Source organism: Kitasatospora sp. NPDC053057, assembly GCF_044546945.1.
In the GTDB taxonomy this organism is placed as follows: domain Bacteria; phylum Actinomycetota; class Actinomycetes; order Streptomycetales; family Streptomycetaceae; genus Kitasatospora.
Map to the genome: position 1 here is coordinate 1 of NZ_JBITZP010000046.1, position 25,654 is coordinate 25,654.

Annotated in this window: 21 protein-coding genes and 1 pseudogene; 9 read left to right on the plus strand and 13 right to left on the minus strand. The window is 72.1% G+C overall.

Going from position 1 to position 25,654, the window contains the following annotated elements; all coding sequences use genetic code 11:
• Window positions 1-245: 245 nt before the first annotated feature.
• From ACIG5E_RS32850 to ACIG5E_RS32875, 6 genes and pseudogenes are all read right to left on the minus strand, one after another.
• Window positions 246-1,232 carry a LysR substrate-binding domain-containing protein gene (locus ACIG5E_RS32850; RefSeq protein ID WP_396539727.1) on the minus strand — a complete coding sequence of 329 codons (987 nt, stop codon included), beginning with the start codon at window positions 1,230-1,232 and terminating at the stop codon, window positions 246-248.
• Window positions 1,233-1,404: 172 nt separating this feature from the next.
• A complete protein-coding gene (locus tag ACIG5E_RS32855) occupies window positions 1,405-1,848 on the minus strand; it encodes a hypothetical protein (protein ID WP_396539729.1) in 444 nt (147 codons plus the stop codon).
• Window positions 1,849-1,969: 121 nt separating this feature from the next.
• Entirely contained in the window at window positions 1,970-2,368 is a 399-nt protein-coding gene (locus ACIG5E_RS32860; protein WP_396539731.1) for a DUF2267 domain-containing protein, read from the minus strand.
• Window positions 2,369-2,450: 82 nt separating this feature from the next.
• Window positions 2,451-2,855 carry a DUF2267 domain-containing protein gene (locus ACIG5E_RS32865; RefSeq protein WP_396539733.1) on the minus strand — a complete coding sequence of 135 codons (405 nt, stop codon included), beginning with the start codon at window positions 2,853-2,855 and terminating at the stop codon, window positions 2,451-2,453.
• An 88-nt stretch (window positions 2,856-2,943) separates the two neighbouring features.
• A pseudogene (locus ACIG5E_RS32870) lies at window positions 2,944-3,210 on the minus strand (STAS domain-containing protein); the annotation flags it as partial.
• A 120-nt stretch (window positions 3,211-3,330) separates the two neighbouring features.
• Window positions 3,331-3,765, minus strand: a complete 435-nt coding sequence (locus ACIG5E_RS32875) for an Hsp20/alpha crystallin family protein (RefSeq protein WP_396539735.1) — start codon at window positions 3,763-3,765, stop codon at window positions 3,331-3,333.
• 111 nt (window positions 3,766-3,876) lie between these two features.
• Here ACIG5E_RS32875 and ACIG5E_RS32880 point away from each other — a divergent pair, with 111 nt between their 5' ends.
• Together ACIG5E_RS32880 and ACIG5E_RS32885 are read left to right on the plus strand one after the other, a co-directional pair.
• Window positions 3,877-4,575: a hypothetical protein gene (locus tag ACIG5E_RS32880; protein WP_396539737.1), complete on the plus strand. Its 699-nt coding sequence runs from the start codon at window positions 3,877-3,879 to the stop codon at window positions 4,573-4,575.
• Entirely contained in the window at window positions 4,550-4,780 is a 231-nt protein-coding gene (locus tag ACIG5E_RS32885; protein ID WP_396539739.1) for a hypothetical protein, read from the plus strand. Before ACIG5E_RS32880 ends, ACIG5E_RS32885 begins: the two co-directional genes overlap by 26 nt.
• Before the next feature lie 176 nt (window positions 4,781-4,956).
• On the opposite strand, the gene ACIG5E_RS32890 is transcribed toward ACIG5E_RS32885, so the two are convergent.
• From ACIG5E_RS32890 to ACIG5E_RS32900, 3 genes are read right to left on the minus strand one after another with little or no spacing between them, the layout of a single operon-like run.
• A complete protein-coding gene (locus ACIG5E_RS32890; protein WP_396539741.1) occupies window positions 4,957-5,964 on the minus strand; it encodes an ABC transporter permease in 1,008 nt (335 codons plus the stop codon).
• Window positions 5,961-7,529 (minus strand): sugar ABC transporter ATP-binding protein, encoded by a 1,569-nt coding sequence (locus tag ACIG5E_RS32895; RefSeq protein ID WP_396539743.1) that lies wholly within the window; start codon window positions 7,527-7,529, stop codon window positions 5,961-5,963. The genes ACIG5E_RS32890 and ACIG5E_RS32895 overlap by 4 nt, the downstream gene beginning before the upstream one ends.
• Window positions 7,526-8,668 carry a substrate-binding domain-containing protein gene (locus tag ACIG5E_RS32900; protein WP_396539745.1) on the minus strand — a complete coding sequence of 381 codons (1,143 nt, stop codon included), beginning with the start codon at window positions 8,666-8,668 and terminating at the stop codon, window positions 7,526-7,528. The genes ACIG5E_RS32895 and ACIG5E_RS32900 overlap by 4 nt, the downstream gene beginning before the upstream one ends.
• 352 nt (window positions 8,669-9,020) lie before the next feature.
• Here ACIG5E_RS32900 and ACIG5E_RS32905 point away from each other — a divergent pair, with 352 nt between their 5' ends.
• The 7 genes from ACIG5E_RS32905 to ACIG5E_RS32935 all read left to right on the plus strand — a co-directional run bounded on the left by ACIG5E_RS32905 (window position 9,021) and on the right by ACIG5E_RS32935 (window position 18,174).
• Window positions 9,021-10,505 carry an arabinofuranosidase catalytic domain-containing protein gene (locus ACIG5E_RS32905; RefSeq protein ID WP_396539748.1) on the plus strand — a complete coding sequence of 495 codons (1,485 nt, stop codon included), beginning with the start codon at window positions 9,021-9,023 and terminating at the stop codon, window positions 10,503-10,505.
• Window positions 10,506-10,698: 193 nt separating this feature from the next.
• Window positions 10,699-11,349 (plus strand): MOSC domain-containing protein, encoded by a 651-nt coding sequence (locus tag ACIG5E_RS32910; RefSeq protein ID WP_396539750.1) that lies wholly within the window; start codon window positions 10,699-10,701, stop codon window positions 11,347-11,349.
• Between the two features lie 404 nt (window positions 11,350-11,753).
• Entirely contained in the window at window positions 11,754-12,785 is a 1,032-nt protein-coding gene (locus ACIG5E_RS32915; protein WP_396539752.1) for a LacI family DNA-binding transcriptional regulator, read from the plus strand.
• A gap of 328 nt (window positions 12,786-13,113) precedes the next feature.
• Window positions 13,114-14,811 carry a ribulokinase gene (locus ACIG5E_RS32920; protein ID WP_396539754.1) on the plus strand — a complete coding sequence of 566 codons (1,698 nt, stop codon included), beginning with the start codon at window positions 13,114-13,116 and terminating at the stop codon, window positions 14,809-14,811.
• Entirely contained in the window at window positions 14,808-15,476 is a 669-nt protein-coding gene (locus ACIG5E_RS32925; protein WP_396539756.1) for an L-ribulose-5-phosphate 4-epimerase, read from the plus strand. The genes ACIG5E_RS32920 and ACIG5E_RS32925 overlap by 4 nt, the downstream gene beginning before the upstream one ends.
• Before the next feature lie 14 nt (window positions 15,477-15,490).
• A complete protein-coding gene (araA, locus tag ACIG5E_RS32930) occupies window positions 15,491-16,999 on the plus strand; it encodes an L-arabinose isomerase (protein WP_396539758.1) in 1,509 nt (502 codons plus the stop codon).
• An 86-nt stretch (window positions 17,000-17,085) separates the two neighbouring features.
• Window positions 17,086-18,174: an aldose epimerase family protein gene (locus ACIG5E_RS32935; RefSeq protein WP_396539760.1), complete on the plus strand. Its 1,089-nt coding sequence runs from the start codon at window positions 17,086-17,088 to the stop codon at window positions 18,172-18,174.
• Between the two features lie 94 nt (window positions 18,175-18,268).
• Here the strand turns inward: ACIG5E_RS32935 and ACIG5E_RS32940 are convergent, their stop codons facing one another.
• The 4 genes from ACIG5E_RS32940 to ACIG5E_RS32955 all read right to left on the minus strand — a co-directional run bounded on the left by ACIG5E_RS32940 (window position 18,269) and on the right by ACIG5E_RS32955 (window position 25,614).
• Complete coding sequence (locus ACIG5E_RS32940; protein ID WP_396539762.1) at window positions 18,269-20,386, minus strand: beta-galactosidase; 2,118 nt, start codon at window positions 20,384-20,386, stop codon at window positions 18,269-18,271.
• A 69-nt stretch (window positions 20,387-20,455) separates the two neighbouring features.
• Window positions 20,456-22,207 (minus strand): cellulase family glycosylhydrolase, encoded by a 1,752-nt coding sequence (locus tag ACIG5E_RS32945; protein WP_396539764.1) that lies wholly within the window; start codon window positions 22,205-22,207, stop codon window positions 20,456-20,458.
• 48 nt (window positions 22,208-22,255) lie between these two features.
• Window positions 22,256-23,767 carry a glycoside hydrolase family 43 protein gene (locus tag ACIG5E_RS32950; RefSeq protein WP_396539766.1) on the minus strand — a complete coding sequence of 504 codons (1,512 nt, stop codon included), beginning with the start codon at window positions 23,765-23,767 and terminating at the stop codon, window positions 22,256-22,258.
• 83 nt (window positions 23,768-23,850) lie between these two features.
• Window positions 23,851-25,614 (minus strand): cellulose binding domain-containing protein, encoded by a 1,764-nt coding sequence (locus tag ACIG5E_RS32955; RefSeq protein WP_396539768.1) that lies wholly within the window; start codon window positions 25,612-25,614, stop codon window positions 23,851-23,853.
• Window positions 25,615-25,654 lie beyond the last annotated feature (40 nt).

The following is a 25,654-nucleotide window of genomic DNA, read 5'->3' on the forward strand; positions in this document are numbered from 1 at the left end:
CATCGCCCTCGTCATGCTCTGCCTCGGCGGCAACCGACCCACCCTGCCACGCCGCCAACCCGCATGATCACACCCACAGGTACATCAGAAGAGCCTCAAAACGCCCCTGTGTCGACGCGATGGACCCAGCTGTAACAGTGGAGGGCCGATCAGGGCGCCGTGTCCGGCGGGGTGTCGAGCGGGCTTCGGGCGGGTCGGGGGCGGCCGGGTGTCGAGCGGGTCGAGGTCGGCCGGGCCCGGGTGGGTCAGTGGGCTGCCGACGGCGGAGCGCCGTGCTCCCGGGCAGCCGCGTCCTCCTGCTGCCGCAGCCAGGCCGTGTACACCGGGTTGCGAGTCACCGCGTCCGCATGCACCGCCCTGGCGTAGCACAGCACTTCGTCCGCGAGCCTCCGCGTGAGCGCGCGCGGACGCCAGCAGATCAGCTGACGCCAGCTCAACTGGGCAGGTGTCAGCGGAATCACCACGACTCCCGGTGGCGGAGGGAACGTCGCCCGGCACAGCGCGGCGGCCCGGTTCGAGCGGACGAGGTGAAGGCAGGAGGCCGCGTCGGCCTCGTACACCGTCCGGGGCAGGAAGCCCGCGCGCACGCAGGCGGCCGCGAAGCACTCGCCGAAGCAGCCCTCACCGGGCGGCAAGGCCCAGCGCTCGCCCGCGAGTTGTTCGAGTCCAAGCTCCCGTTCCCGCGCCAGCGGATGATCCTCGGAGAGCAGGGCGAACACCGGGTCGACGGTGATCTCGCGCCATTCCAGTCGTTCGTCCCCCGTCGACTTGCGGTGCCCGCAGCGCCCGGTGAGGGCGACGTCCAACCGCCCGTCGACCACGCGAGTCACCAACTCCGAGGCCGAGGTGGACGACTGGGTGCTCACTGTCAGCTCGGGCCGGGCCGTCACCAGTCGGTCGACCAGCGCGCCCAGGAACGGACCGTGGGTCGCCCCCAGGCGTAGCTCGCTGTCCTCGCGCGCCGCGGTCGCGAAGCGCAGGGCGTCCTCCTGCAGTTGACGCATCGCGGGCAGCAGCACCCGGCTCCGCTCCAGGACCAGGACGCCCAGCGGGGTCGGTTGCACGCCCTCCCGGCCGCGCTCGAACAGCCGCCCACCCATGGCGGCTTCGATCCGTTTCAGCTGGGTGGAGAGCGCCGATTGGGCGAGTCCCAGGCGGTCCGCCGCTTTGGTCACGCTTCCGGCGTCGGCGATGGCCCGGATCATCCTGAGATGACGAAACTCCAGCTCCATGACGCAGAACCTATACGGCAGGAATGGCGGAGAATAGTCACCGAAGTGAAGATCCGACGGAAGTTCTGGATTGCGGCGAATTCCGGGGAAATGGTGGGACCCTTCCGGTCGCCGCCGGGAGGAGGGCGGCCGCCAGTGCCTTCTCACAACGGGGGAGTGCGGGAAGGGACTGTCAGAAGACCGGAAGGGGCCCGGATTCGGGCCCGGCGGCCGACTTCACGACCGGCAGTCCGGGGTCTTTTCGGAGCCGGACCGGAGTTTCCTCGGCAGTGGCATCCGGCCCCGACGATACCACGTTCGCCGAGACTGATGTTAGCGATAACATTGCGCTCGTCATTACCTTCGCCATACCTGGGGCCGACCGGCGGGAGGCGGAGTGCCGAACCCTGCTCCGGGGAGCTCGCGCCGCCTGCCGCGGCGACTCTCCGGCGACGCGTTCCAGCAGGATGCGGGCGGAGGTCTCGCCGGCCGTGCTGGTCATGTAGTCGGCGACGATCCGGCGGGCCTCCGCCTTGTCCTTCTCGGGTACGGCGTCCGGCATCACGAAGCCCGGATCGGCGCGCCGCATGTCCTCCAGCACCGCGTAGTACTCGTGTCGCAGCAATGACCAGATCACGGCGTCGTGGTGCTGTCCGTCCAGGTAGAAGTACTCGCGCAGGATGCCCTCCAGGACGAATCCGCCGGGTGCCCGCTACGCCCCGCCTGCGACGCGCGCGCAGCGGCGACCGCCTGCCGGTTCAGGCGGCGGCGGCCAGGTCGGCGCGGCCGAAGAGCAGGGCGTAGCCGCGCGGGAGGCGGGTGAGGAGGCGGTCGGTGAGGTCCTGGTCGGCGACGGTGGCGAGGGCGGTCAGCACGGAGGAGGCGTCCCAGCGGGCGGCCGTCAGGGTGGTGCCGAGGGTGCGGGCGAGGGCCTCGACGAAGGCGGGGGCGCTGACGGGTTCGGGCAGCGGGATCTGGGCGGCGAACACGGCTCGGGCCCGTTCGGGCAGGGCGGCGGCCAGGTCGCAGCGCTCCTCGCCGGTCAGCTGGGCCCCGAGCTGGGTCAGGACGGCGGTCAGGACGCGGTCGGCTTCCTCGTCGGTGCGGTAGCGGCCGTTGCTGCGGACCTGCTGGATCAGGCGGCGGTGCCGGGTCATGGGGCGTGGCCTTCCGGGGCGGGCCGCCGCGGTATGCGCGGCGGCGCGTGGCGGGAGCGGGGACGGGAGTCAGCGGTGGGGGTCAGGGGCGGTGGCCGGGAGCGGGACGGCCGAAGAGCAGCTCGTAGCCGGGCGGCAGTTGGAGCAGGACGCGTTCCATGAGTTCGTCACCGGCCGCGTCGGCGACCGTGGACAGCACGGCGCCGATGTCCCAGAGCGCGGTCTGTTCGGTGGCGCCCTCGATCCAGGCGGCGGCGGCGCGCACGAAGCGTTCCGGGCTGAGCGGCTCGGCCGCCTGCAGGGGGTTGAGCAGGACCAGGGCGAGGGCCTCGGGCAGGCGGGCCGCGAGCTGGGCCCGCACGTCGCCCACCAGGTGGGCGCCGAGCAGGGCCAGCACGACGCGGGCCGCGCGTTCGGCCTCGCCGGCGGTGTCGTATTCGCCGCGTTCGTGGATCTGTTCCAGGAACGTCTCCCATCGGAGCGTCACGGCGGATCCTCCCTTCGACGCCGGGCCGTCCGTTCGCGGGGTCGTGCGACGGTCTCGGTGGGCAGGTGATGGGGAGCAGGTGGTGATCAAGACCGGCGAGTTCGAACAGCCGGGCCACGGAGCGGCAGACACCCCGCAGAACGAGCTGTGAGCCCTGCCGGTCGGCCTGGTCGCGGGCCCGGACCAGGGCGCGCAGGCCCGAACAGTCCATGAACGTCACGCCCGACAGGTCGACCACCACCTCGCGGTGTGCGGCCAGCGCACGGGCCAGGTCACGGTACAGGCGGGGCGCGGTGTCGAGGTCGATCTCGCCGCGCGCCCGCACCACGAACGGAACGGGGACCTGGTCGTACATGGGGGTACTCGTTGTCCCGCCCGCCCGCGCACGGCGGGCGGGCTCGGAGGGGAACGGGCGAGGACCTCTCGCGTGCCCCGGGGGGTTCTCGGGGCGGCGCGGGTTGGTACCGGGGCCGGATCAGGCCTGGATCTGCTTGCGGGTACCGCTGTGACTGATCTCGACCTTGCGGGGCTTGGCCCGCTCGGCGACGGGGATGCGGAGGGTCAGGACGCCCTCATCGTAGTCCGCGGTGATTCCCTCGGGGTCGAGCGTGTCGGAGAGCATGACCTGCCGCGAGAACACGCCGAGCGGCCGTTCGGACAGCTCCCACTTCACGTCGTCGCCCTGGTGGCGGGGACGGCGCTCCGCCTTGACGGTCAGCATGTTCCGCTCGACGTCGATGTCGATCGCGTCCGGGTCCACCCCGGGCAGGTCGAAGCAGATCACGTACTGGTCGCCGGCGCGGTACGCGTCCAGCGGCATCGGCGTGGGCCGGGACCAGGTGCCGGTCGTGCCCAGGAACTGCTGGGTCAGCCGGTCCAGCTCGCGGAACGGGTCGGTGCGCAACAGCATCGCGAAACACCTCCACTCGGATCGATGGGTGCCAGTGCGCTTCACCTGGAACCGTTGTAGCACGTCGTCCGTCCGATGACAAATGGTAGATGTCATCGTTAGCATGACGGTATGAGCGAGAAGCCCCCGAAGTCCGCGACCGCCCCCGCCGAGCCCGTCTCCTTTCCCGCCGCCGCGGCGGCGCTGGCCGCCATCGACGACGCCGTCCGCACCGCCCAGGCCCCCGACGCCGCCCGGCCCCGTGCGGGCGCGCCGCGTCAGGCTCCCGAGGAAGCGGACGCGGCCCAGGCGCTGGCCGCCCTGGTGCTGCTGCGCGAACTCCGGACCCAGCTCGCCGGCTGGGAAGCCGGCCTGGTGGAGACCGCCCGGGCGGCCGGCGCCACCTGGGCCGACCTCGCGCACCCCATGGGCGTCGCCAGCCGGCAGGCCGCCGAGAACCGCTACCTGCGTCTGCGCCCCGCCGGAACCACTCGCCGCACCGCCACGGAGACCGGAGCGGAACGCGTCAAGGCCGTCCGCGACCGCCGCGCCGCCGACCGGGCCATCACCGCCTGGGCCCGGGCCAACGCCGCCGAGCTTCGCATCCTCGCCGCCCAGATCACCGCCGCCGGGCTGGCCTCCGACGCCCGCCTCGCCCAAGCCGCCCTGACCGCCGCCCTCGGCACCACGGACGCCGCCGACCTCATCACCCCGCTCACCGACATGCGCCCCCACATCGGCGCCGACCACGGCGATCTCACCACCCGCCTCGACGCCCTCGCCCGCCGCACCTCCCAGCTCCGCGATGACAGCAACCGGCGCCGCACCTGACCCCGCCACCGCCGCCCAGGAACGCTGGCAGCGGCTGCTGCACCGGCTGGACGCCGTCGGGGCGCAGCTCCAGGCGGAGATGAGCGGCGTCACGGCCTCCCTCGACACCTGCCTGACCCAGCTCGACGCGCTGCGCCACCGGCTCGCCGAGCGCTCTGTGGTCCCGCCGCCCGCCGAGGCCGCGCGCCGGGCCGTGGTGGCGTGACGGCCGGTGTCGATGAGGCGGGGAGGGAGGCCGCCCGCGGTCGTTACCGGGGGCCGTCCCGGGGCTGCCGGGTCCGCCCGCCGACCCGTGGGCACGGCAAATCCCCCGCCGGACCACGGCGGGGGCGAGCCGGCCCGGTCAAGGATGTCCGGGCGTGCCGATGGCGAGCGGAAGACTCAGGACCGCCTCGCCATGTGCCGGGCGCGCAGCCGGTCGGCCGTGATGGCCAGGCCCAGGACGCAGCCGAGCACGATGTTGGTGTAGTCGGAGTTGACCTGAAGGGTGGTCAGCCCGTTGTTGATCAGCTCCAGGAGGACGGCACCGGCCACGATCCCCAGGACACGCCCTTGACCCCCGGTCAGGCTGACCCCGCCGATGACCGCGGCTGCGATCGCCAGCAGCTCCCAGCCGACGCCGACGCCGCTGGCGGAGCCGACCCCCATCCGGCCCAGCACGAGCATCCCGGCGAAGGCCGACACCAGCGAGGAGGCCACGTACATGGACACCACCCGCCGGTCGCCGCGGATGCCGGCCAGCCTGGCCGCCTCGGGATTGCCGCCGACCGCGTAGACCTGCCGCCCGGCGTAGGTGCGCTCCAGGAAGAACCACGCGGCGACGGCGACCACCGCGAACAGCACCAGCGGCACCGGGACTTGGGCCAGGTAGCTCTGGCCGATGTCGCCGAAGAACGGGGAGATGCCGACGATCGAGGTGCCGGAGGTGATCGCCAGGGTCACGCCCTGCGCCACGGTGTAGGTGACCAGGGTGACGACGAACGGCGGCATCCGCAGCCGGGTGACGGCCAGTCCGTGGATCAGCCCGACCAGTCCGGCGACGGCCAGGGTGGCCAACACCGCCAGGCCGGCGGGCAGTCCGGCCCGCACGTTGAACCAGGACATCAGGATCACGCTGGTGCCCAGCAGGGCGCCCACCGACAGGTCGATGCCGCCGGTCAGGATGACCAGCGACTCGGCGATCGCGATCAGCCCGTACTGCGCCAGGTCGGCGCCCATGCCCTGGAGGTTGACCGCGCTCGCGAAGGTGTCCCGGGCCAGCGCCAGCGCCGCGAACACGGCGACGCAGGCGAGGACGACACCCACCTCGGGCGTGTCGACCAGCACGCGCAGCCGGCTCCGGGCCGGCGCCTGCGTCTTCTCCCGGGCGGGAGCGGTCCGGGTGGTCATATCGTCGCCTCCGTGCTTGCCGCCGGCTCCGGCCGGCTGGTGGCCGCTGTCATGATCCGTTCCTTGCTGAAGTGCTCGCGCGGCAGGTCGGCGACGATCCGTCCGTGGGCCATCACCAGGATCCGGTGGCAGATCCACAGCAGTTCCTCCAGTTCGGACGAGGCGGCCAGGACGGCGAGACCGTCCGCCGCGGCCCGGTCGACGAGCCGGTAGATCTCGGCCTTGGCGCCCACGTCGACGCCGCGGGTGGGCTCGTCGAGCAGCAGCACCTCGGGGGCGGCGTGCAGCCACCGCCCGAACACGACCTTCTGCTGGTTGCCGCCGGACAGGTCGCCGATCGGCTGCTCCTGGCTCCGTAGCCGCACCCCCAGGTCCTCGATGATCCGGCGCGAACGCGCCCGGTCGCCGCTCGGGGTGAGCACGCCGTGCCAGGAGTCGCGCCGCAGGGTGGCCAGCGTCGCGTTCCACCGCACCGGGTGGGAGAGCAGCAGGGACTGCTCCTTGCGGTCCTCCGGCACCAGGCCGATACCCGCGGCGACCGCGTCGGCGGGGTGGCGCGGGCGGAAGCGCCGCCCGCCCAACTCGACCTCGCCGCCGGTGCGGGGCTGCGCGCCCATCAGGGTGTGCAGCAGCCGGCTGCGGCCCGAGCCCATCAGCCCGGCCACCCCGACGATCTCACCGGCCCTCAGCTCCAGGTCGACCGGCCCGAGGCCGTGGGCGGTCAGCCCCCGGGCGGTCAGGACGGTGCGGGCCGCATCGGGGACGGGGCGTACGGCGACGTCGCGGGCGAGTTCGCCGCCGACCATCTCGCGGATCATCCGCGCCTCGGTGGCCTCGGCCGGGGTGAGGTCCGCGACCAGGCGGCCGCCGCGCAGCACCAGCACGCGGTCGGCGACGTCCCGCACCTCGTCCAGCCGGTGGCCGATGAACAGCACCGCGCCGCCGGTCGCGGCGTGCCGGCGCGCGAGGGCGAGGACCTTCCCGGCCTCGACCGGCCCGAGCGAGGAGGTCGGCTCGTCCAGGATCAGGACCAGCGGCCGGTTGCCCCAGGCCTTGGCGATCTCGATCATCTGCCGCAGCGGGACGGGCAGCCGCTCCACCGGCCGGTCGACGTCGACGCCCTCGACGCCGATGTCGGTCAGCAGTTCGCGGGCCTCACGCCGGGTGCCGGCGCGGTCGAACAGGGCCCGGCGCAGCGGCCCGGCGCCCTGGGCGGCCTGGGTGCGCCGGCCGAGCAGCAGGTTCTCGGCCACGCTCATCCGGCCGACCAGCGGGAACTCCTGCGCCACCAGGCTGACGCCGAGCGCCTTCGCGTGGTCGGGCCGGCCCGGCTGCAGGGGGCGGTCCGCGATCAGCACCTCACCGGCGGTGGGGGAGACGGTGCCGGACAGCACTCCCATCAGGGTCGACTTCCCGGCACCGTTCTCCCCGACCACACAGGTGATCTGACCGTGCATCAGATTCAGGTCGGGGATGTCCAGCACGGTGACCGGCCCGTAGCTCTTGCGCACCGCGCGCAGGGCCACGGCCGGCCGATCGGGGGTGCGGGCGCCTGTCCCGGTCATCCGGTGATGCCGAGCTGGGTCTGCTTGGCGCGGAAGGCGTCGAGGTTGTCCGGGGTCACCACGCCGACCCCGGAGCTCAAGGTGCTGCCGTCGGACTCCAGGAACGGCTTGACGATGGCCATCGTGGCGTCCTTGCCGAGCACCTTGAGCGCGGCCAGCAGGTAGGCGCCGGTGTAGCCCTGCTGGTAGGGCGACTGGACGACGGTCGCCTGGATGACGCCCTGCTGGATGAACGTCAGGGTCTGGGCGTCGCTGTCGTCCGAGACCACCTTGACCTTGCCGGCCCGGCCCGCGGCCTGCACGGCCTGCGCGGCGGAGGGGCCGTCGTAGGAGTAGACGCCGTACAGGCCGGTCACGCCCGGGTCGGTCTGGATGGCGGTCTGCGCATTGGTGAGGGCCTTGGCCGCGTCCATGTTGTCGGCGAGCTTGTTGGACACCTTGACGTCGGTGCCCTTCAGCGCGTCCTCGAAGCCCTGGATGCGCTCGACGGCGTTGGACGCGGTCAGCGAGCCGACCAGCACCACGACCTTGCCCCGACCGCCCAGCGCGGCCTTCATCGCCTCGCCGGCCCGCTTTCCGGCCTGGTAGTTGGGCGTGCCGAGGTAGAGCGCGGCGCCGTCCTCGGCGGGCAGCGGCGAGTCGATCGCCAGCACCGGAATGCCCGCCGAACCGGCGGACTGGATCGGCGACTTGACGGCCGTCGGATCGATCGCGGAGAGCGAGTAGGCGGAGATGTCCTGGCCGCGCAGGGTCTGGAGGATGGACAGCTGCTGGTCCAGCCGGCCGTTCGCCGGGGCCTGGAAGGTGCCCTTGACGCCGAGGTCGGCGAGACCCTTGGTGAAGCCGGCCTTTCCGGCGTTCCAGTAGTCCACGGCGACGTTGACCACCATGGCCAGGTCCAGCTGGGACAGGTCCTTGCCCTGGAGGGCCGCCTTGAGGGCGGCGTCGAGGCGGGTCAGGTTGTCGTCGTTGAAGGTGATGTCGCCCTGGATCGCGGGCGCGGCGGCCGGGGAGCCGCCGGCGGAGGGGCCGGAGTCACCGGCGCCCTGCTTGCTGCAGCCGACGGCCAGTGCCAGTACGACGATCGCGGCGGACGCGACGCGGGCGGCTCTGGAAAGCCGGGGCAGGGGAGCGCGCATGGGGTGGTTCCTCTCGATCGCTGCCGGTGGGTGGGGGGAGCAAGTGAAAGGTGCGGCGAACCGGCGCGGGTGCTCAGATGCGCCGGTGTTGGAGTGTGAGCGCTCACATTGCCCAGCGTCAACCACCTTGCGGCAATGGAAAAGTAGCAGGCCGACGGTCACTCAGGTCCGAACGGCGGGTTTTCTCGGTGCAGATGCGTCAGAAGTCTTGACGGGACACGGTCGGTGAGGGCACTGTCACCGGCCAGGAACCCCTCCACCTCCCGCCCCGGGCTGAAGTACGTCGCTGCGGGCGGGATTGTTAGCGCTCACTTTCCCCAAAGCCGCGCTCGACGACGAGCAGGGAGACACCATGAGTGACAACAACAGGACCCCCCGTGGAGGCGGCGCACTGCGTCGCCTCGCCCGGGCCGGGGCGGCCCTCGCCGTCCTGGTCGGCGCCCTGGCCGGCGCCACCGCGACGAGCGGTGTGGCCCAGGCAGCCACGCAGGGGCCGTGCGACATCTACGCCGCCGGCGGCACACCCTGCGTGGCCGCGCACAGCACCACCCGCGCGCTCTACGCCGGATACGGCGGGCCGCTGTACCAAGTCCGGCGGTCCTCGGACCAGGCGCTGCGGGACATCGGGGTGCTCGGCACCGGCGGCTACGCCGACGCCGCCGCCCAGGACTCCTTCTGCGCCGGCACCACCTGCGTGATCACCGTGATCTACGACCAGAGTGCTCGGCACAACCACCTCACCCAGGCCCCGGGCGGCGGGGCCGCGCCGGGCCCGGACAACCTCGCGGACGCGACGCTGGCGCCCACCACGCTGAACGGTCACCGGGCCTACGGCGTGTACGTCGCGCAAGGCACCGGCTACCGCAACAACCACACCTCAGGCGTCGCCACCGGCGACCAGCCCGAGGGGATGTACGCGATCCTCGACGGCACCCACTACAACGGCGGCTGCTGCTTCGACTACGGCAACGCCGAGACCAGCAGCAACGACACCGGCAACGGTCACATGGAGGCCATCTACTTCGGCAACATCAAGGTCTGGGGCTACGGCACCGGGCCCGGCCCCTGGGTGATGGCCGACCTGGAGAACGGCCTGTTCTCCGGCGCCAACGCGGGGTACAACGCCAACGACCCGACGGTGAACCACCGCTACCTGACGGCCATGGTCAAGGGCGCCCCGAACCAGTGGGCGATCCGCGCCGGCGACGCCCAGTCCGGCGGGCTGTCGACCTTCTACTTCGGTCCGCGCCCGAACGTGGCGGGCTACAACCCGATGCACAAGGAGGGCGCGATCATCCTCGGCATCGGCGGCGACAACAGCAAGGGCGCCCGCGGCACCTTCTACGAGGGCGTGATGACCTCCGGCTACCCGTCGGAGAGCACCGAGAACGCCGTCCAGGCGAACATCGTCGCGGCCGGCTACGCCAGCTCGCCGGCGACCGCCACGGGGGCGCTGCGCGGCGCCGGTTCGGGCAAGTGCCTGGACGTCCCGAACGCCTCCACCACCCCCGGGACCCAGGCGCAGATCTACAGCTGCTCCGGAGGGTCGAACCAGACCTGGACCCGCACCGCTGACGGACAGTTCACGGTGAACGTCTCCGGCACCACGCTCTGCCTGGACGCGTACGGCGGCGGGACGGCCGACGGCACCAAGGTGGTGACCTGGCCCTGCAACGGAGGGGCCAACCAGCAGTGGCGGTTCAACTCCGACGGCAGCGTCACCGGCGTCCAGTCCGGCCGCTGCCTGGACGTCGCCGGGGGGCTCACCGCCGACGCCACGCCCGTCCAGCTGTGGAACTGCTGGGGCGGCGACAACCAGAAGTGGAGCCTCGGCTGACAACCCGCTCCGGCCGGGTACCGGCTCCGCGCAGCCCGCGGAGCCGGTACCCGGCCGCAGGCGGTCAGGGGCGGCGGCCCGTGCGTGGCGAACGACCGCCGCTGCCGCAACCGGCCGGGCTGGAAGATCGATTCCGAGAGGTGGCAGGGAAATGAGTCGCCCCCGGCGCGCAGGGGTCCGTACCGTTGCGGGCATGAAGCTGCTCTCCGTCAATGTAGGCAGGCCCCGACCCAACCCGTGGAAGGGCCTCGGCGCGACGGGCATCGACAAGCAGCCTGTTGACGGTCCGGTCATGGTCACCGCCCCCGGTCCGAAGGGCACCGGTGAGGTGGGCCTCGCCGGCGACCGCGTCTACGACGTGCAGCACCACGGCGGTTCCGATCAGGCCGTCTATGCCTACGCCCGCGAGGATCTCGACGGTTGGGAGGTCGAACTGGGGACGCGGCTTGCCAACGGCGTCTTCGGAGAGAACCTCACGACCGTCGGCCTCGACGTCAACGGCGCCCTGATCGGTGAGCGTTGGCGGATCGGGTCGGTCGTGGTCCTGGAGGTCTCCTGCGCGCGGATCCCGTGCGCGACGTTCCAGGGCTGGCTGCAACGGGAGGGCTGGATCACGCGTTTCACCCAGGCCGCGGTGCCGGGTGCCTATCTGCGAGTGCTCGAACCAGGGTCCATCCGGGCCGGCGACCCAGTCGAGATCGTGCACCGGCCCGATCACGAGGTGACCGTCGAAGTCGTCTTCCGCGCGATGACACTCGAACCGGACCAGCTGCCGCGACTCCTGGTCGCCGACGCGCTGCCCGAGGCGGAGCGGGCACTGGTTCGCAGGCGCATCTCCGGATAGATGATCTTTCACGCCCGCTCGTGGTGATCGGAGGAGCGGAAGCGGTGAAGCGCCGGCGATCGGCGACGAGCCGGGCGTCATACGGGCCGGGGAGCGGGCACACCTTCACCGTCAGCAGACCGGTCTGGGCCGGGTGCGCGGCGCGTCGCTTCCCTCGACCCGATCCGCCCGACCTGAATGCGCTGCGTGCCGCAGGGATCACGGGCTGCTGTCGACTGTGAACAGGGGGACCGTGACATGGCAAGCGCCCCCGCGGCGGAGGTGTGAGCGTTAACTTGGTGACATTGGCACATGTCGGCGGCCCCCGGGCTGGTATGAAGGGGAGCCGCCGGTTGAACCGAGGGTGACGGATTGGCCTGGACCTGGTCGCGTACTGTGGTCCACAACCGAGGAGGGGACTGCGAGTGGGAACCGACAGCGCCGGGACGGAACAGCGCCAGCCCGTGATGGCGGACGTGGCGAAACTGGCGGGCGTGTCCCACCAGACGGTGTCCCGGGTGCTCAACGGCGCCCCGCACGTGAGGCCCGACACCCGGGACCGGGTGCTGGCCGCCATACGGGAGCTGGACTACCGGCCCAACTCCGCCGCCCGCGCCCTGGTCACCCGCCGCTCGCAGACGCTCGGGGTGGTCAGCTTCGACTCGACCCTCTACGGCCCGGCCTCGATGCTGGACGGAATCGAGCGGGCCGCGCGCAGCGCCGGGTACTTCGTGAGCGTGACCAGCCTGCGTTCCCTGGACGGCCGTTCGGTCCAGGAGGCCGTCGACCGACTGCGCGACCAGGGGGTGGAGGGCGTCGTGGTGATCGCGCCGCAGATCTCCGCCGTCAGCGCGGTGGCCCGGCTCTCCAGCTCCGTGCCACTGGTCGCGGTCGGGTCGGGCAACCAGACCCGGGTGCCCATGGTGTCGGTGGCCAATCGCTACGGTGCCGGCGAGGCCACCGGCCACCTGCTCGACCTCGGCCACCACACCGTCCACCACCTGGCGGGGCCGGCCAACTGGCTGGAGAGCCAGGACCGGGAGGAGGGCTGGCGCCTCACGCTGCGGGCGTCCGGGCGCCCCGTGCCGGAGGTGGAGCGCGGCGACTGGAGTGCCCGCTCGGGCTACCAGGCGGGCCTGCGGATCGCCCGACTGCGCGAGGTCACCGCCGTCTTCTGCGCCAACGACCACATGGCCCTCGGCCTGCTGCGCGCCCTCCACGAGGCCGGCCGGGCGGTCCCGGAGGAGATCAGCGTGATCGGCTTCGACGACATTCCGGAGGCCGCGTACTTCACCCCGCCGCTGAGCACGGTGCGGCAGGACTTCGGTGAACTCGGCAAGCGGGCCCTGGAACTGCTCGTCGCGGAGCTCGAGGGTGGCGCGCACTCCCCGACCCATGTGCAGATCTCCCCGGAGCTGGTGCTGCGACGCAGCGTGGGGCCGGCCATCCGCCGTTGAGCCGGTGGCCCGTCCCCGGCGGGTGACCGGCGTGCCCGCGTACCGGGGTTCACGGTTACGGGTTCTGCCTGTTGACTTCCCTTGACATGCCGTTTGTTAGCGCTAACAATCTCCGTGAGCGTTAACAACGACGCTCGCTCCCTCCCTCTCCGCCGGCCGGGCCACCGCATCCCGCTTCCGTGTGCCCGGCCGACGGCTCCGCGTTCCGCCGCCTCCTGAGGGTGGGGCGGCGGAATGAAGCTGTCGCCGGTGCGGTCCGCCCTGCCCCGGTCGAGGACCGCTCCGGCGACAGACCACAACGCAGGCCTCCCGTACGAAGGATGAGCACGTGACCGTGACCCCTGCCGCCCACGACGCCGACCGGTACGTCGTCGGCGTCGACTTCGGCACCCTCTCCGGCCGCGCCGTGGTGGTCCGGGTCCGGGACGGCGAGGAGATGGGCACCGCCGTCCACGACTACCCGCACGCCGTCATCGAGCGCGAGCTGCCCGGCACCGGCCGGCCGCTCCCGCCGGACTGGGCGCTCCAGCACCCCGCGGACTGGCGCGAGGTGCTGCGCACCGCCGTCCCGACCGCGCTCACCGCCGCCGACGTCGACCCCGCCCACGTCATCGGCATCGCCACCGACTTCACCGCCTGCACCGTCCTGCCGGTGCTCGCCGACGGCACCCCGCTGGCCGAGACGACCACCTGGGCGTCCCACCCGCACGCCTGGCCCAAGCTCTGGAAGCACCACGCCGCGCAGCCCCAGGCGGACCGGATCAACGCGCTGGCCCACGCCCGCGGCGAGAAGTGGATCTCCCGGTACGGCGGCCGGATCTCCGCCGAGTGGCAGTACGCCAAGGCGCTGCAACTGCTGGAGGAGGACCCGGCCGTCTACGCCGCCTGCGAGCGCTGGATCGAGGCCGCCGACTGGATCGTCTGGCAGCTCACCGGCGCCGAGAGCCGCAACACCTGCACGGCCGGCTACAAGGGCATCCACCAGGACGGGAGTTACCCGAGCGAGGACTACCTCGCCGCGCTCCACCCGGAGTTCGCCGACTTCGCCCGTACCCGCCTGGAGCACCCGCTCTCCCCGCTGGGCACCCGGGTCGGCGGGCTCACCGCGCAGGCCGCGGAGTGGACCGGCCTGCCCGCCGGCATCGCCGTCGCCGCCGGCAACGTCGACGCCCACGTGGCCGCACCGGCCGCCCGGGCCGTCGACAACGGCCGACTCCTCGCCATCATGGGCACGTCCACCTGTCACGTGGTCAACGGCGCCACCCTCGCCGACGTCCCCGGCATCTGCGGCGTGGTCGAGGACGGCATCGTGACCGGCTCCTACGGCTACGAGGCCGGCCAGAGCGCCGTCGGCGACATCTTCGCCTGGTGGCTGCGCCAAGGCGTGCCCGCGGACTACCTGGCCGAGGCCGAGGCGAACGGCGAGGACCTGCACCGGCTGCTCACCCGCAAGGCCGCCGACCAACCCGTGGGCGCGCACGGCCTGGTGGCACTCGACTGGATGAACGGCAACCGCTCCACCCTGGTCGACCACCACCTGTCCGGCGTGATCGTCGGCCTCACCCTGGCCACCCGCCCCGAGGAGATCTACCGGGCCCTGCTGGAGGCCACCGCCTTCGGTACCCGTGTCATCGTCGAGGCCCTGGAGCAGGGCGGCGTCCCCGTCACCGAGTTCATCGTCACCGGCGGGCTCAAGAAGAACGCCCTGCTGATGCAGATCTACGCCGACGTGCTGCGCCGCCCGGTCTCGGTCGCCGAGTCCGAGCAGGGCCCAGCTCTCGGCTCGGCGATCCACGCCGCCATCGCCGCCGGAGCCTACCCGGACGTCCGGACCGCGGCCGCCGCGATGGGCCGGGTGCACCAGGGCGCCTACCAGCCCGACCGGGCCGCCGCCGACACGTACGACCGGCTCTTCGCCGAGTACCGCGCCCTGCACGACCACTTCGGCCTCGGCGCCGACAAGCTCCTGCACCGTCTGCGTGACATCCGCAACGCCGCCCTCACCACCCCGAGCGAGGCTCTGTGAACGCGACCATCGACCGCATCCGCCGCCAGGTCAGCGACCTCCACCAGGAACTGGTCCGCTACAACCTGGTGGTCTGGACCGCCGGCAACGTCTCCGCCCGCGTCCCCGGCGAGGACCTGCTGGTCATCAAGCCCAGCGGCGTCTCCTACGACGAGCTGACGCCCGCGAACATGATCGTGTGCGACCTCGACGGCAGGGTCGTCGAGGGCGGGCACGCACCCTCCTCCGACACCGCCGCGCACGCCTACGTGTACCGCCACCTGCCCGCGGTCGGCGGCGTGGTCCACACCCACTCCACCTACGCCTGCGCCTGGGCGGCCCGCGGCGAGGCCGTCCCGTGCGTACTCACCGCGATGGCCGACGAGTTCGGCGCCGAGATCCCGGTCGGCCCGTTCGCCCTGATCGGTGACGACTCGATCGGCCGCGGCATCGTGGACACCCTCAAGGGCCACCGCTCGCCCGCCGTCCTGATGCAGAACCACGGCGTCTTCACCATCGGCAAGGACGCCAAGGCCGCCGTGAAGGCCGCCGTGATGTGCGAGGACGTGGCCCGCACCGTCCACCTCTCCCGGCAGCTCGGCGAGCCCCTGCCGATCGCCCAGGCCGACATCGACAGCCTCAACTTCCGTTACCAGAACGTCTACGGCCAGCCCCAGGCCCGGTAGTAAGGAGCCACCCCGTGAAGAAGCCACTGGACGGACGCCAGGTCTGGTTCCTGACCGGCAGCCAAGGGCTCTACGGCGAGCAGACGCTGCGCCAGGTCGCGGAGCAGTCCCGGCAGATCGCCGCGGCCCTGAACGACGACCCGGCCATGCCGGTCGAGGTGGTCTGGAAGCCCGTCCTCACCGACGCGAGCGCCATCCGCCGGGTCTGCCTGGAGGCCAACTCCGCGGACGACTGCATCGGCCTGGTCGCCTGGATGCACACCTTCTCGCCGGCCAAGATGTGGATCGCCGGACTGGACGCCCTGCAGAAGCCACTGCTCCACCTGCACACCCAGGCCAACGTCGAACTGCCCTGGGACTCCATCGACATGGACTTCATGAACCTGAACCAGGCCGCCCACGGCGACCGCGAGTTCGGCTACATCCAGTCCCGCCTCGGCGTCGCCCGCAAGACCGTCGCCGGACACGTCAGCGACCCGACCGTGGCCGCCAGGGTCGCCACCTGGGCCCGCGCCGCGGCCGGCCGCGCCGAACTGCGCAGCCTCAAGCTCGCCCGCTTCGGCGACAACATGCGCGACGTCGCCGTCACCGAGGGCGACAAGGTCGAGGCCCAGCGCCGGTTCGGGGTCTCCGTCAACACCTACGGTGTCAACGACCTGGTCGCCGCGGTGGACGCGGCGGACGACGGCGCCGTCACCGCGCTGGTCAAGGAGTACGAGGACAGCTACCGCCTCGTGCCCGAGCTGCGGGCCGGCGGGGAGCGGCACGACTCGCTGCGCTACGCGGCGCGCATCGAGCTCGGCCTGCGCGGCTTCCTGGAGCAGGGCGGCTTCAAGGCCTTCACCACCAACTTCGAGGACCTCGGCGGGCTGCGCCAGCTGCCCGGCCTCGCGGTGCAGCGGCTGATGGCCGACGGCTACGGCTTCGGCGGCGAGGGCGACTGGAAGACCGCCACCCTGCTGCGCACCCTCAAGGTGACCGCCGGCGGACTGGCCGGCGGCACCTCCTTCATGGAGGACTACACCTACCACCTGGAGTTCGGCAGCGAGCTGATCCTCGGCGCGCACATGCTGGAGGTCTGCCCGAGCATCGCGGCCGGCACCCCCTCCTGCGAGATCCACCCGCTGTCCATCGGCGGGCGGGAGGACCCGGTCCGTCTGGTCTTCGACGCCGAGCCCGGCCCGGCCGTGGTGGTCGGCCTCGCGGACCTCGGCGACCGGTTCCGGCTGGTCGCCAACGAGGTGGACGTGGTCGCGCCGTGGGCGCCGCTGCCCAACCTGCCGGTCGCCCGGGCGGTGTGGAAGCCGCGCCCGGACCTCCACACCTCCACCGAGGCGTGGCTGACGGCCGGCGGGCCCCACCACACCGTGCTCTCCGGCGCGATCGGCACCGAGGAGCTCGACGACCTCGCCGAGATGCTGGGGGTGGAACTCCTGGTGATCGACGACGACACGTCCATCCGCCGGTTCACCAAGGAACTGCGCTGGAACCAGGCCTACCACCGCCTGGCCCAGGGCCTGTGAGCCGTCCGTCCCGGACCGACGACGCCCGCCCTCGCGGCGGGCGTCGCCCGTTTCCCCACCGGCCCCGCAAGGAACGGAGCACCCCCGTGCCGAAAGACGCACTCGTGTCCCCGGGCGAACTGACGGTCTCCCAGGGAGTCGCCGCGACCCTGCCGGACGGGCGGTCCGTCACGCGCTGGACCATCGGTTCGCCGTCGGGCGTGCGGGCGGAGGTGCTCAGTCTGGGCGCCCGCCTCCAGGCCCTGCACGTGCCGGACCGGGAGGGGCGGCGGGCGAACGTCGTGCTCGGCTGCGAGCGCGTCGGTGACCTGCTGGGAGAAGGCGCGTACTTCGGTGCGACGGTCGGCCGCTACGCCAACCGGATCGCCGGCGGCGTCCTGCCGCTCGACGGCACGACGCACCGGCTCACCACCCAGCCGACAGGCCACACCCTGCACGGCGGGAGGGACGGTTTCGCCACCCGGCTCTGGGACGGCGTGCCGGTCCGGGAGGGCCGGCGGGCGGGGGTGCGCCTGCGCCTGCACAGCCCGGACGGCGACCAGGGCTTCCCGGGCGCGCTCACCGTCGAGGCGACCTACCTGCTCGACCCGGCGGGCCGGCTGTGGATCGGCTACCGGGCGACCACGGACGCGCCGACGGTGGTCAACCTCACCAACCACACGTACTTCAACCTGGCCGGTGAGGGCACCGGCACGGTGCTCGACCACCTGCTGCGCGTCGAGGCCCGCGGCTACCTCCCGGTCGATGCCGAGCTGATCCCGATCGGGCCCGTCGCGCGCGTCCTGGGCACGCCCTTCGACCTGCGCGAGGCCCGGCGGATCGGGGACCGCGTCGTCGACGGGGACCAGCAGATCCGCCGGGCCGGAGCCGGCTTCGACCACAACTGGGTGCTGGACGGGATCGGGTTCCGGCGGGTCGCCGTGCTGAGCCACCCGGCCAGCGGCCGGCGGGTCGAGTGCCTGACGACGGAACCGGGGCTGCAGGTGTACACGGGCAACCACTTCGACGGCACGCTGAGCGGGCCTTCCGGCCGCCCGTACGGCGCGTACGCGGGCATCGCGCTGGAGACCCAGCACTTCCCGGACTCGCCCAACCACCCCGAGTACCCCTCCACCGTCCTGCGCCCGGGGGAGGAGTTCCGCTCGATGACGGTCTACTGCTTCTCGGCCGAGTAGCGGAGCGGCCACCGGCGGAGAACGGGGCGGCGGAGAGCGGGGTGGGCGGAGAGCGGGGCGGCGGGCCCGGAGGAGCCCACCGCCCCCTTCGCGTTCAGTCCGCGACGAAGACGCGCACGTCCCAGGCGCCGAGCGGGACCGGCTGGCCTGCGGTCACCGAGGTGCCGGCCAGGACGTCCACGAGCGCCACGGGCGCCGGCACGTCGACGGGCTGCCAGCTCCAGTTGTGCACCACGTGGACGCGACGCCCGTCCGGGGCCGTCCCGGTGGTCGCGGTCACGGAGGCGGGCAGCTCGCGCCAGCCGCTCGCCGGGGAGGGGGCCAGCCAGGCGGCCAGTGCCCGGGCCAGGTCGCGCCCGGGCACGGTGCCGACGCAGGTCACCCGGCCCGCGCCGTGGGCCCGGGTGGTGACGGCGGGCCAGCGGCCGAAGTGCGGGTGGTCGTACCCGGCCAGCACCGTGGCGTCGGTGGTGGTGAGGCCCTCCACCCAGCGGGTCGCGGTGGCACCCGCCGTAAGCGACAGCGGGCTGTCGGGGGCGGCGCGCACTGGCAGGTCCGCGGGCAGGTTGCTGAACTCGTCGTACCAGACGCCCGCGGCGGCCGCGAGGCGCGGCGGGGCGGTCTGGTGGCGGGCCCGGGCCTCCTGGTCGGCGTAGCCGGTGCGGGGGCCGAGCACCAGGTGGCCGCCGGCCTCGGCGTAGGCCGCCAGCCAGTCGAGCAGGGAGTCCTCGGCGAGGTAGAGCCCGGGGACGACCAGCACGGGGTGGCGCCGCGCGGCCGCCTCGGGGGCCAGGCCCGCGCGCTCGCCCCGGGCGTCGTGCAGCTGGCGGGCGTGCAGGATCCGCACCTGGCGGCCGGTCTCGAACGCGCCGCGGTAGAAGGGGTCGAAGAGGCGGTGGTAGGAGGTCTGATCCGGGGCGCCGTCCGGCCTCGCCAGCGGCGGATACTTCTGCATCAGCCACTTGCTGGGCATCGAGTAGACCACCGCGATGTCGGCGTCGGGCTCGATCCCGGCGACCAGCGGCCCAGCGGTCTCGAACTCGGCTCCGAGCCGGGCGAGTTCGGCGTAGACCCGGCCGGGCTTGCCGCTGTGCGGGAGGATCCCGCCCCAGTACGTCTCGGTGCCGAAGTGCAGGGTGTGCCAGTGCCAGTACTCGATCATCCGCGCGCCGCGTGAGACGAGCGCCCAGGCGGCCTGCCGCCACTGGCCGTCGAAGGCCGGTCGGTTCTCCGAAGTGCCGCTGATGGCCTGGGCGTTGGTCTCGGTGACCAGGAACGGCTCCTGCCGGGAGGAGAAGATCCGGTCGGCGCTCTGGTACAGCGCCCACACGCCGGTGGTCTTCCACTGCTGCTCGTGGTCGTCCGGCGTGGGGTCGGGCAGCGCGAGGGCGTCCTGCATCTCGTAGTACGGGTTCCCCGCGGTGACGTCGAGGGCGTCGGTGATCTCGTCGTCCTCCAGCGCGGGGTGGTTGTAGGCGAGGCAGGTGGTCACGAACTGGTCGGGGCGGGCGTACTCCCGGGTGATCCCGGCCTGCCAGGCGATGAACTCGGTGGTCTGGCGGGCCTGGAACGCCCGCCAGGCGACGTCGTACTGCGGCTGCTGGTTGTCGTCGGGCGTCCAGAGGTCGGCCCAGGTGGAGAGGCGGTGCGACCAGTAGACCAGGCCCCACTCGCGGTTGAGAGTCTCCACGTCGCCGTAGGTGTGCCGCAGGTGGTCGACGAACCGCTGGAAGACGCCGTGGTTGTGCGGCAGGCGCAGGCCGGGCTCGTTGTCGACCTGGAAGCCGATGACGGCCGGGTGCGCGGCGTGCCGGGCGAGGATCGCCCGGGTGACGCGTTCGGCGTGGTGGCGGAACGCGGGATGGGAGAAGTCGGCCTCCTGGCGGGCGCCCCAGCCCGTCCGGCGGCCCGTCGCGTGGTCGGTGCCGATCTCCGGGTACTGCCGGGCCAGCCACGGCGGCACGGCGTAGGTGGGGGTGCCGAGCACGACGGCGATGCCGCGCTCGTGGGCGCCGTCGAGCACGGGGGACAGCCAGTCCAGTTCGAAGCGGCCGTTCTCGGGCTCCCAGGTGGACCAGACCGATTCGCCGACCCGGATGACGGTGAACTTCGCTTCCGCCATCAGGTCGAGGTCGGCCTTGAGCCGTTCGTACGGCTGGTACTCGTGGTAGTAGGCGGCGCCGAACAGGACGCGCGGGGGCAGCGGGACCATGGGTGCACCTCGGAGACGTGAAGGCGCCCCGGCTGCCGGGGAGGCAACCGGGGCGGGGCGGAACAGGGGTCAGGAGACGGTGCCGGTGACGGTGCTGCCGGACTTGGTGACGGTGTAGGTGACGGTGTCGCCGGTCCAGAAGCGGAAGGTGAACGTCGCCGGGACGCCGTCCTTGAGGGACTTGACGTAGTCGGGCTTGAGGGTCGTGGTGTTGGCGCCGTAGTCGGCACGGAGGTTGTCGAACGACTGGTAGGTGGTCCAGGAGGCGGGACCGGCGGCGGTGCCGTCGGCGTAGGTGGACTGGACGTTGGCCATCAGGGAGCCGTTGAACCGGGTGGGGATGGTGAGCCCGTCGAGCGTCCCGATGGCGTTGGCCATGGTCGGCTTGTCGTACGAGCGCACGAAGAGCTTCCACGGGACGCCGTCGGAGTACCGGACTTCGAGGGTGGCGTTGACCCCGGCGGCGCGGTCGCCGGCGAGCCGGGTGAGGGCGTCGGCGGTCAGGGTGAGCCGGTCGCCATCGACGGTGTAGTCGACGTACGGGATCAGCGGGCGGTCGCCCTGCCACAGGCCGGTGAACCAGAGCCCGTTGCGGTTCAGCGTGATGGTCTGCGCGGCGATGGGGCCGGACTTCGGCAGGAAGACGTTGTCGGTGGAGGCGGTGCCCGAGCGGGTCCGCCAGGAGCTCTGGATCAGGGCCTTCATCTCGGGGACCATCCACTGCATGGTGCCGCGGTTCAGGAAGTCGTTGTAGGCGTCCCAGACGGCGGAGGTCATGCCGTTGCGCCGCGCCTCGTAGTTGACGTGCTCGAAGTACTTGAGCATCTCGCCGCGCTCGACCACGCCGGAGTAGGGCGAGGTGAGCAGGCCGTACTCGCCGAGGTAGACGGGGATGCCCTTGGCGACGAAGGTGTCGTGCACCCGGGCGAAGCCTTCGGTCAGGTCCGACTGGGCCTTCGCGTCGTAGGTCGGGTCGTTCGCGATGTTCACGCTGAACGGGTACCAGCTGTAGTAGTGCACGGTGGCGACCAGATTGCGGTCGTGCAGCGAGTTCATCGTGGTGGACAGGTCGTCCAGCAGGTTCTGGGCGTTGCCGGTCTGCTCCGAGGGCAGGACGAGCAGGCGGTCCTTGTTCTTGCCGCCGGAGTTGCGCACGATGTTGTGGAACGAGGTGTTGAGCTCGCGCAGGTACTGGGTCTTCTGGGCGTCGGTCGCGGCGTCGAACTGCGGTTCGTTGATGCTCTCCATGAGCAGGGTGCGCGGCTCGTCCTTGAAGGCGGTGGCGATCTGCTGCCAGGTGGAGTTGAACCTGGCCACGATGTTGTCGTGGTTGGTGGACATGTACTTGATCCACTGCCACGAGTCGTGGTGGACGTTGATCTCGACGTAGAGGCCGTCCTCCAGGGCGAGGTCGACCACCTGCTTCACCCGCTTCATCCACGTCTGGTCGATGGTGTACGGGGCGGTGGCGGACTGGTGCGGGTACCAGCTGACCGGGATCCGGACGCTGCGGAAGCCCTGGGCCTTGAGGCCGTCGAAGGTGGCCTTGGTGGTGAGCGGGTTGCCCCAGGACGTCTCGTCGGGGAGGGCGTCGAGGGTGTTGCCGAGGTTCCAGCTGGGCTGCATCTGCGCCACGGCGGTCATCGGGTTGTTGGGGACCCTGAGCCCGGCGGCCTCGGCCGCCGACGGGGCCTTCTCGGCGGGGGCGGCGACGGCGGTGCCGGCGCAGAGGGCGCCGGTGGTGACCAGGGCCACCACGAGGCCGGCCGTGCGCTGGAGGCGGCGGTTGCGGGGGCGTGCGGTCTGCGGTGCGTCGTTCACGGGATTGTCCCTTCGGGTGAACGGGGTGAGGGAGCCCCTGACGGGTGGTCAGGGGAGCGGGAGGGGCTCGTAGTCGAACCGGTCGAAGTGGACGGTGCCTTCGGCGGCGTACATGCCGATGACCCGGCCGGTGAAGCCGCCGGCCACTTCGGTGGAGAGGTAGCGGCCGTCGAGGCTCGCGAGCGCGGTGAAGGTGCCGTCGGGCTCCTCGACGCCGAGGACGATGTCGTCGGGGCCGGTGCGCGGGCCTCGCGTCTCGCGCGGGACGACGTCCACGCCGAGCACCACGGCCCCGGCGGGCACGGGGCGGGAGGCGACCTCGGTGCGGATCGAGCCGATCCGGGCGATCACCTTCACCTCGCCGTCGGCCGCCTCGATCTCGTAGTGGTGGTCCTCGTCCATGCGGACGGCGAGGCCGCCGCGTCCCCCGGCGGGGTCGATCAGGGTGCGGGCCCGGCAGCCGAGGTGCTGCTGGCGCCGGCCGACGAACACCACGTCGTTCTCGTCGAGGGAGGCGCCGGCGGCGCGCAGGGTGAGCCAGCCGGAACGTTCCTTCGTGGTGACCAGATTCTCCGGACGGCTCCGTACCGAGATCCACTGCGGGTGCAGGTCGCTCTGGTCGAAGTCGTCCCGGGCCGGGACGGCGGGCACGGGGTGCAGCGGCCAGGCGGGGGTGGGCAGTTCGGGGGTGACCTGGCCGACCACCGGCCAGCCGTCGACCCACTCGACCGGGGCGAGGAAGGTCTCCCGGCCGAGCACGTACCAGGCGGGGGTGCCGCCGCGCGGCCGGACGGCGAGCAGCACCATCCACCAGGAGCCGTCGGGCGCCTGGACGAGGTCGGCGTGCCCGGTGTTCTGGATGGGATGGTTGATGCCGCGGTGGGTCAGGACCGGGTTGGCCGGGCACGGCTCGAACGGGCCGGAGGGCGAGGTGCCACGGGCGATGGAGACGGCGTGGCCGCGCTCGGTGCCGCCCTCGGCGATCATCAGGTACCAGAACTCGCCGATCCGGTACAGGTGCGGGGCCTCGGGAGCCATCGCGCCGGGCGCGCCGGACCAGATGCGCTGCGGCTCGCCGATGGTCTCGCCGGTGGCCGGGTCGAGGCGGACCTGGGAGACGCCCGCGACGGTGCAGTAGCAGGTGCCGTCCTCGTCCCAGGCGAGGTCGGGGTCGATGCCGGGGACGCCGGGCAGCCGGATCGGGTCGGACCAGGGGCCGGCCGGGTCGGTGGCGGTGAAGAGCATGTTCCCGTCGCCGCTGACGTTGGTGACGATCAGCCAGAAGCGGCCGTCGTGGTGGCGCAGCGTCGGGGCGTAGATCCCGGCGGAGGACGGGGACTCGCGAGGCAGGCGCAGCTGGCTCGGTCGGTCGAGGGCGTTGCCGATCTGCGTCCAGTTGAACAGGTCGCGGCTGTGGAAGACGGGGATGCCGGGGAAGTACTCCATGGTGGAACAGACGAGGTAGTAGTCGTCGCCCACGCGGCAGATGCTGGGGTCGGGGTGGAAGCCGGGGATCACCGGGTTGGGGACTGTGGTGGCGGGATCGGGCTGGACTGACACGCGGTCGGTTCCTTTCGGTGTTTCGTGTGGCGGGGTGGTGCCCCGGGCCCCGGGGAGCTCGGGGCACCACCGGTTCATCGGGTTCAGCCGATCGCGCAGGAGGCGCCGTTGAACCAGAAGGCGGAGGGGTTGGCGTCGCTGCCGGACCAGGTGGCCTTGAAGCCCCACTGGACGCTGCCGCCCTGCGGGACGGCGGCGTTGTAGGACACGTTCCCGGCGTTGACGCTGGGGCCGCTCTGCGACACCGAGGCGTTCCAGCTATTGGTGATGCTGTCGTCGCCGGGGAAGGTGAAGCCGAGCGACCAGCCGTTGACCTGGCCGAGGCCGTTGTTGACGACGGTCACGTTGCCGACCATGACGCCCGACCACTCGTTCTTGTTGTAGACGACCCGGCAGGCCGCGCTGGTCGGGTGCATCTGGACGACCGTGATGCCGTAGGCGGGCACGGTCTGGGTGGTCGGGCTGCCGCTCTGGGCGGTGCCGATCGAGTTGGCGTTCTTGAGGTAGGAGTGGACGGTCGGGGTGGCGGAGGAGGGGGTGAACCCGGTGTAGGAGAGGTTCACCGTGGCGTCGTTGTTCGGGTCCTTGTTGATCAGCATGACGTCCACGTCGCCGTTGGCGCGGCGGACGGCGTGCGCGGAGAGCAGCGAGGACGAGCTGGCGGCCTTGACCAGGGTGTCCCCGGGCGAGCCCAGCCTGCTGATCATCTGGGTGCCGTAGTAGGCGGGGAAGGGCGTGTTGGCGGGCGGCTCGCAGGAGGAGCCGCTGGAGACCATGCCGCCGTCGTTGTAGTCGGTGGCGCCCTCGACGGTGGTCACCTTGGTGCAGTCGGTGCCGTTGCGCAGGTCCCACCAGTCCACGTTGAACGCGCCGTTCTCCAGCCAGGTGAGGTAGTTGTCCGGCGCGAACAGTCCGTTGGGGGAGGTGTCCAGGTAGGCCTGGGCGTTCGCCTCGGTCACCGCGATGCCGACGTTGGGGGCGTTGGATCCGGCGTACTGGTTGATCAGTGAGCGCACGGCGCCGGCGATGTTCGCGTTCTGGGCCTGCGGCTTGGTGAGCAGGTCGGCCGGGCTGGTGCTGGTGGGGTAGGCGTGCACGATGGCGAAGTCGATCTTCGAGCCGGCGATCGACAGGACGGTGTGGTTCCAGTCCATGGTGTCGCCCGGGCCGACGATGCCGTCCGGCCAGTAGCCGGGGGTGGTCAGCACGGCGCCGATCTTGATGCTCGGGTCGGCCGCCTTCATCGCCGAGACGTACTGCACCAGGTTGTTCGCGTAGGTCGTGGCGCTCTTGCTGCTGTGGGTGTCGTACTCCCAGGTGGCGTTGTACTCGCCGTTGCCGTAGACCTCGTTGCCGACCTCCCAGTACTTGATGCCGTAGCCCTTGGTGACGTTGGCGTACTGGACCCAGGCGGCGGCCTCCTGCGGGGTGCCGGAGCCGTAGTTGGCGGTGATGATCGGCTGCGCTCCGGCGGCGCGCACGGTGCCCATGAAGGCGTCGAAGCCGGTGTTCGGGGCGACGTAGGCGCCGTTCTCGGCGGTGCCGGTCTGCCAGTGGTAGACGTCGGAGTGGCTGCCGCCGGGGTAGCGGACGGTGTTGATGCCGGCCGTGCTGAGCAGGCCGGTGGTGGCGGCGGAGTTCATGTTGGCGTCGTAGACCGGGATGTTCACGCCGACGCCGGTGGCGGGGACGGTGGCGAGCTGCAGGGCGGCGTCGACCGACACCGACACGGAGCTCGCGGCTTGGGCGGGCGGCGCGGCGATGGCGATCGCGCCGGTGACCGCGAGCGACAGCGCCGCAGCGGCAGCGATGACGCGATCATGACATTGACTGACTGACCTTCTCATGCGTCCCTCCAGGGGGGTGGGGGTGCGTGGTGTTCGAGTG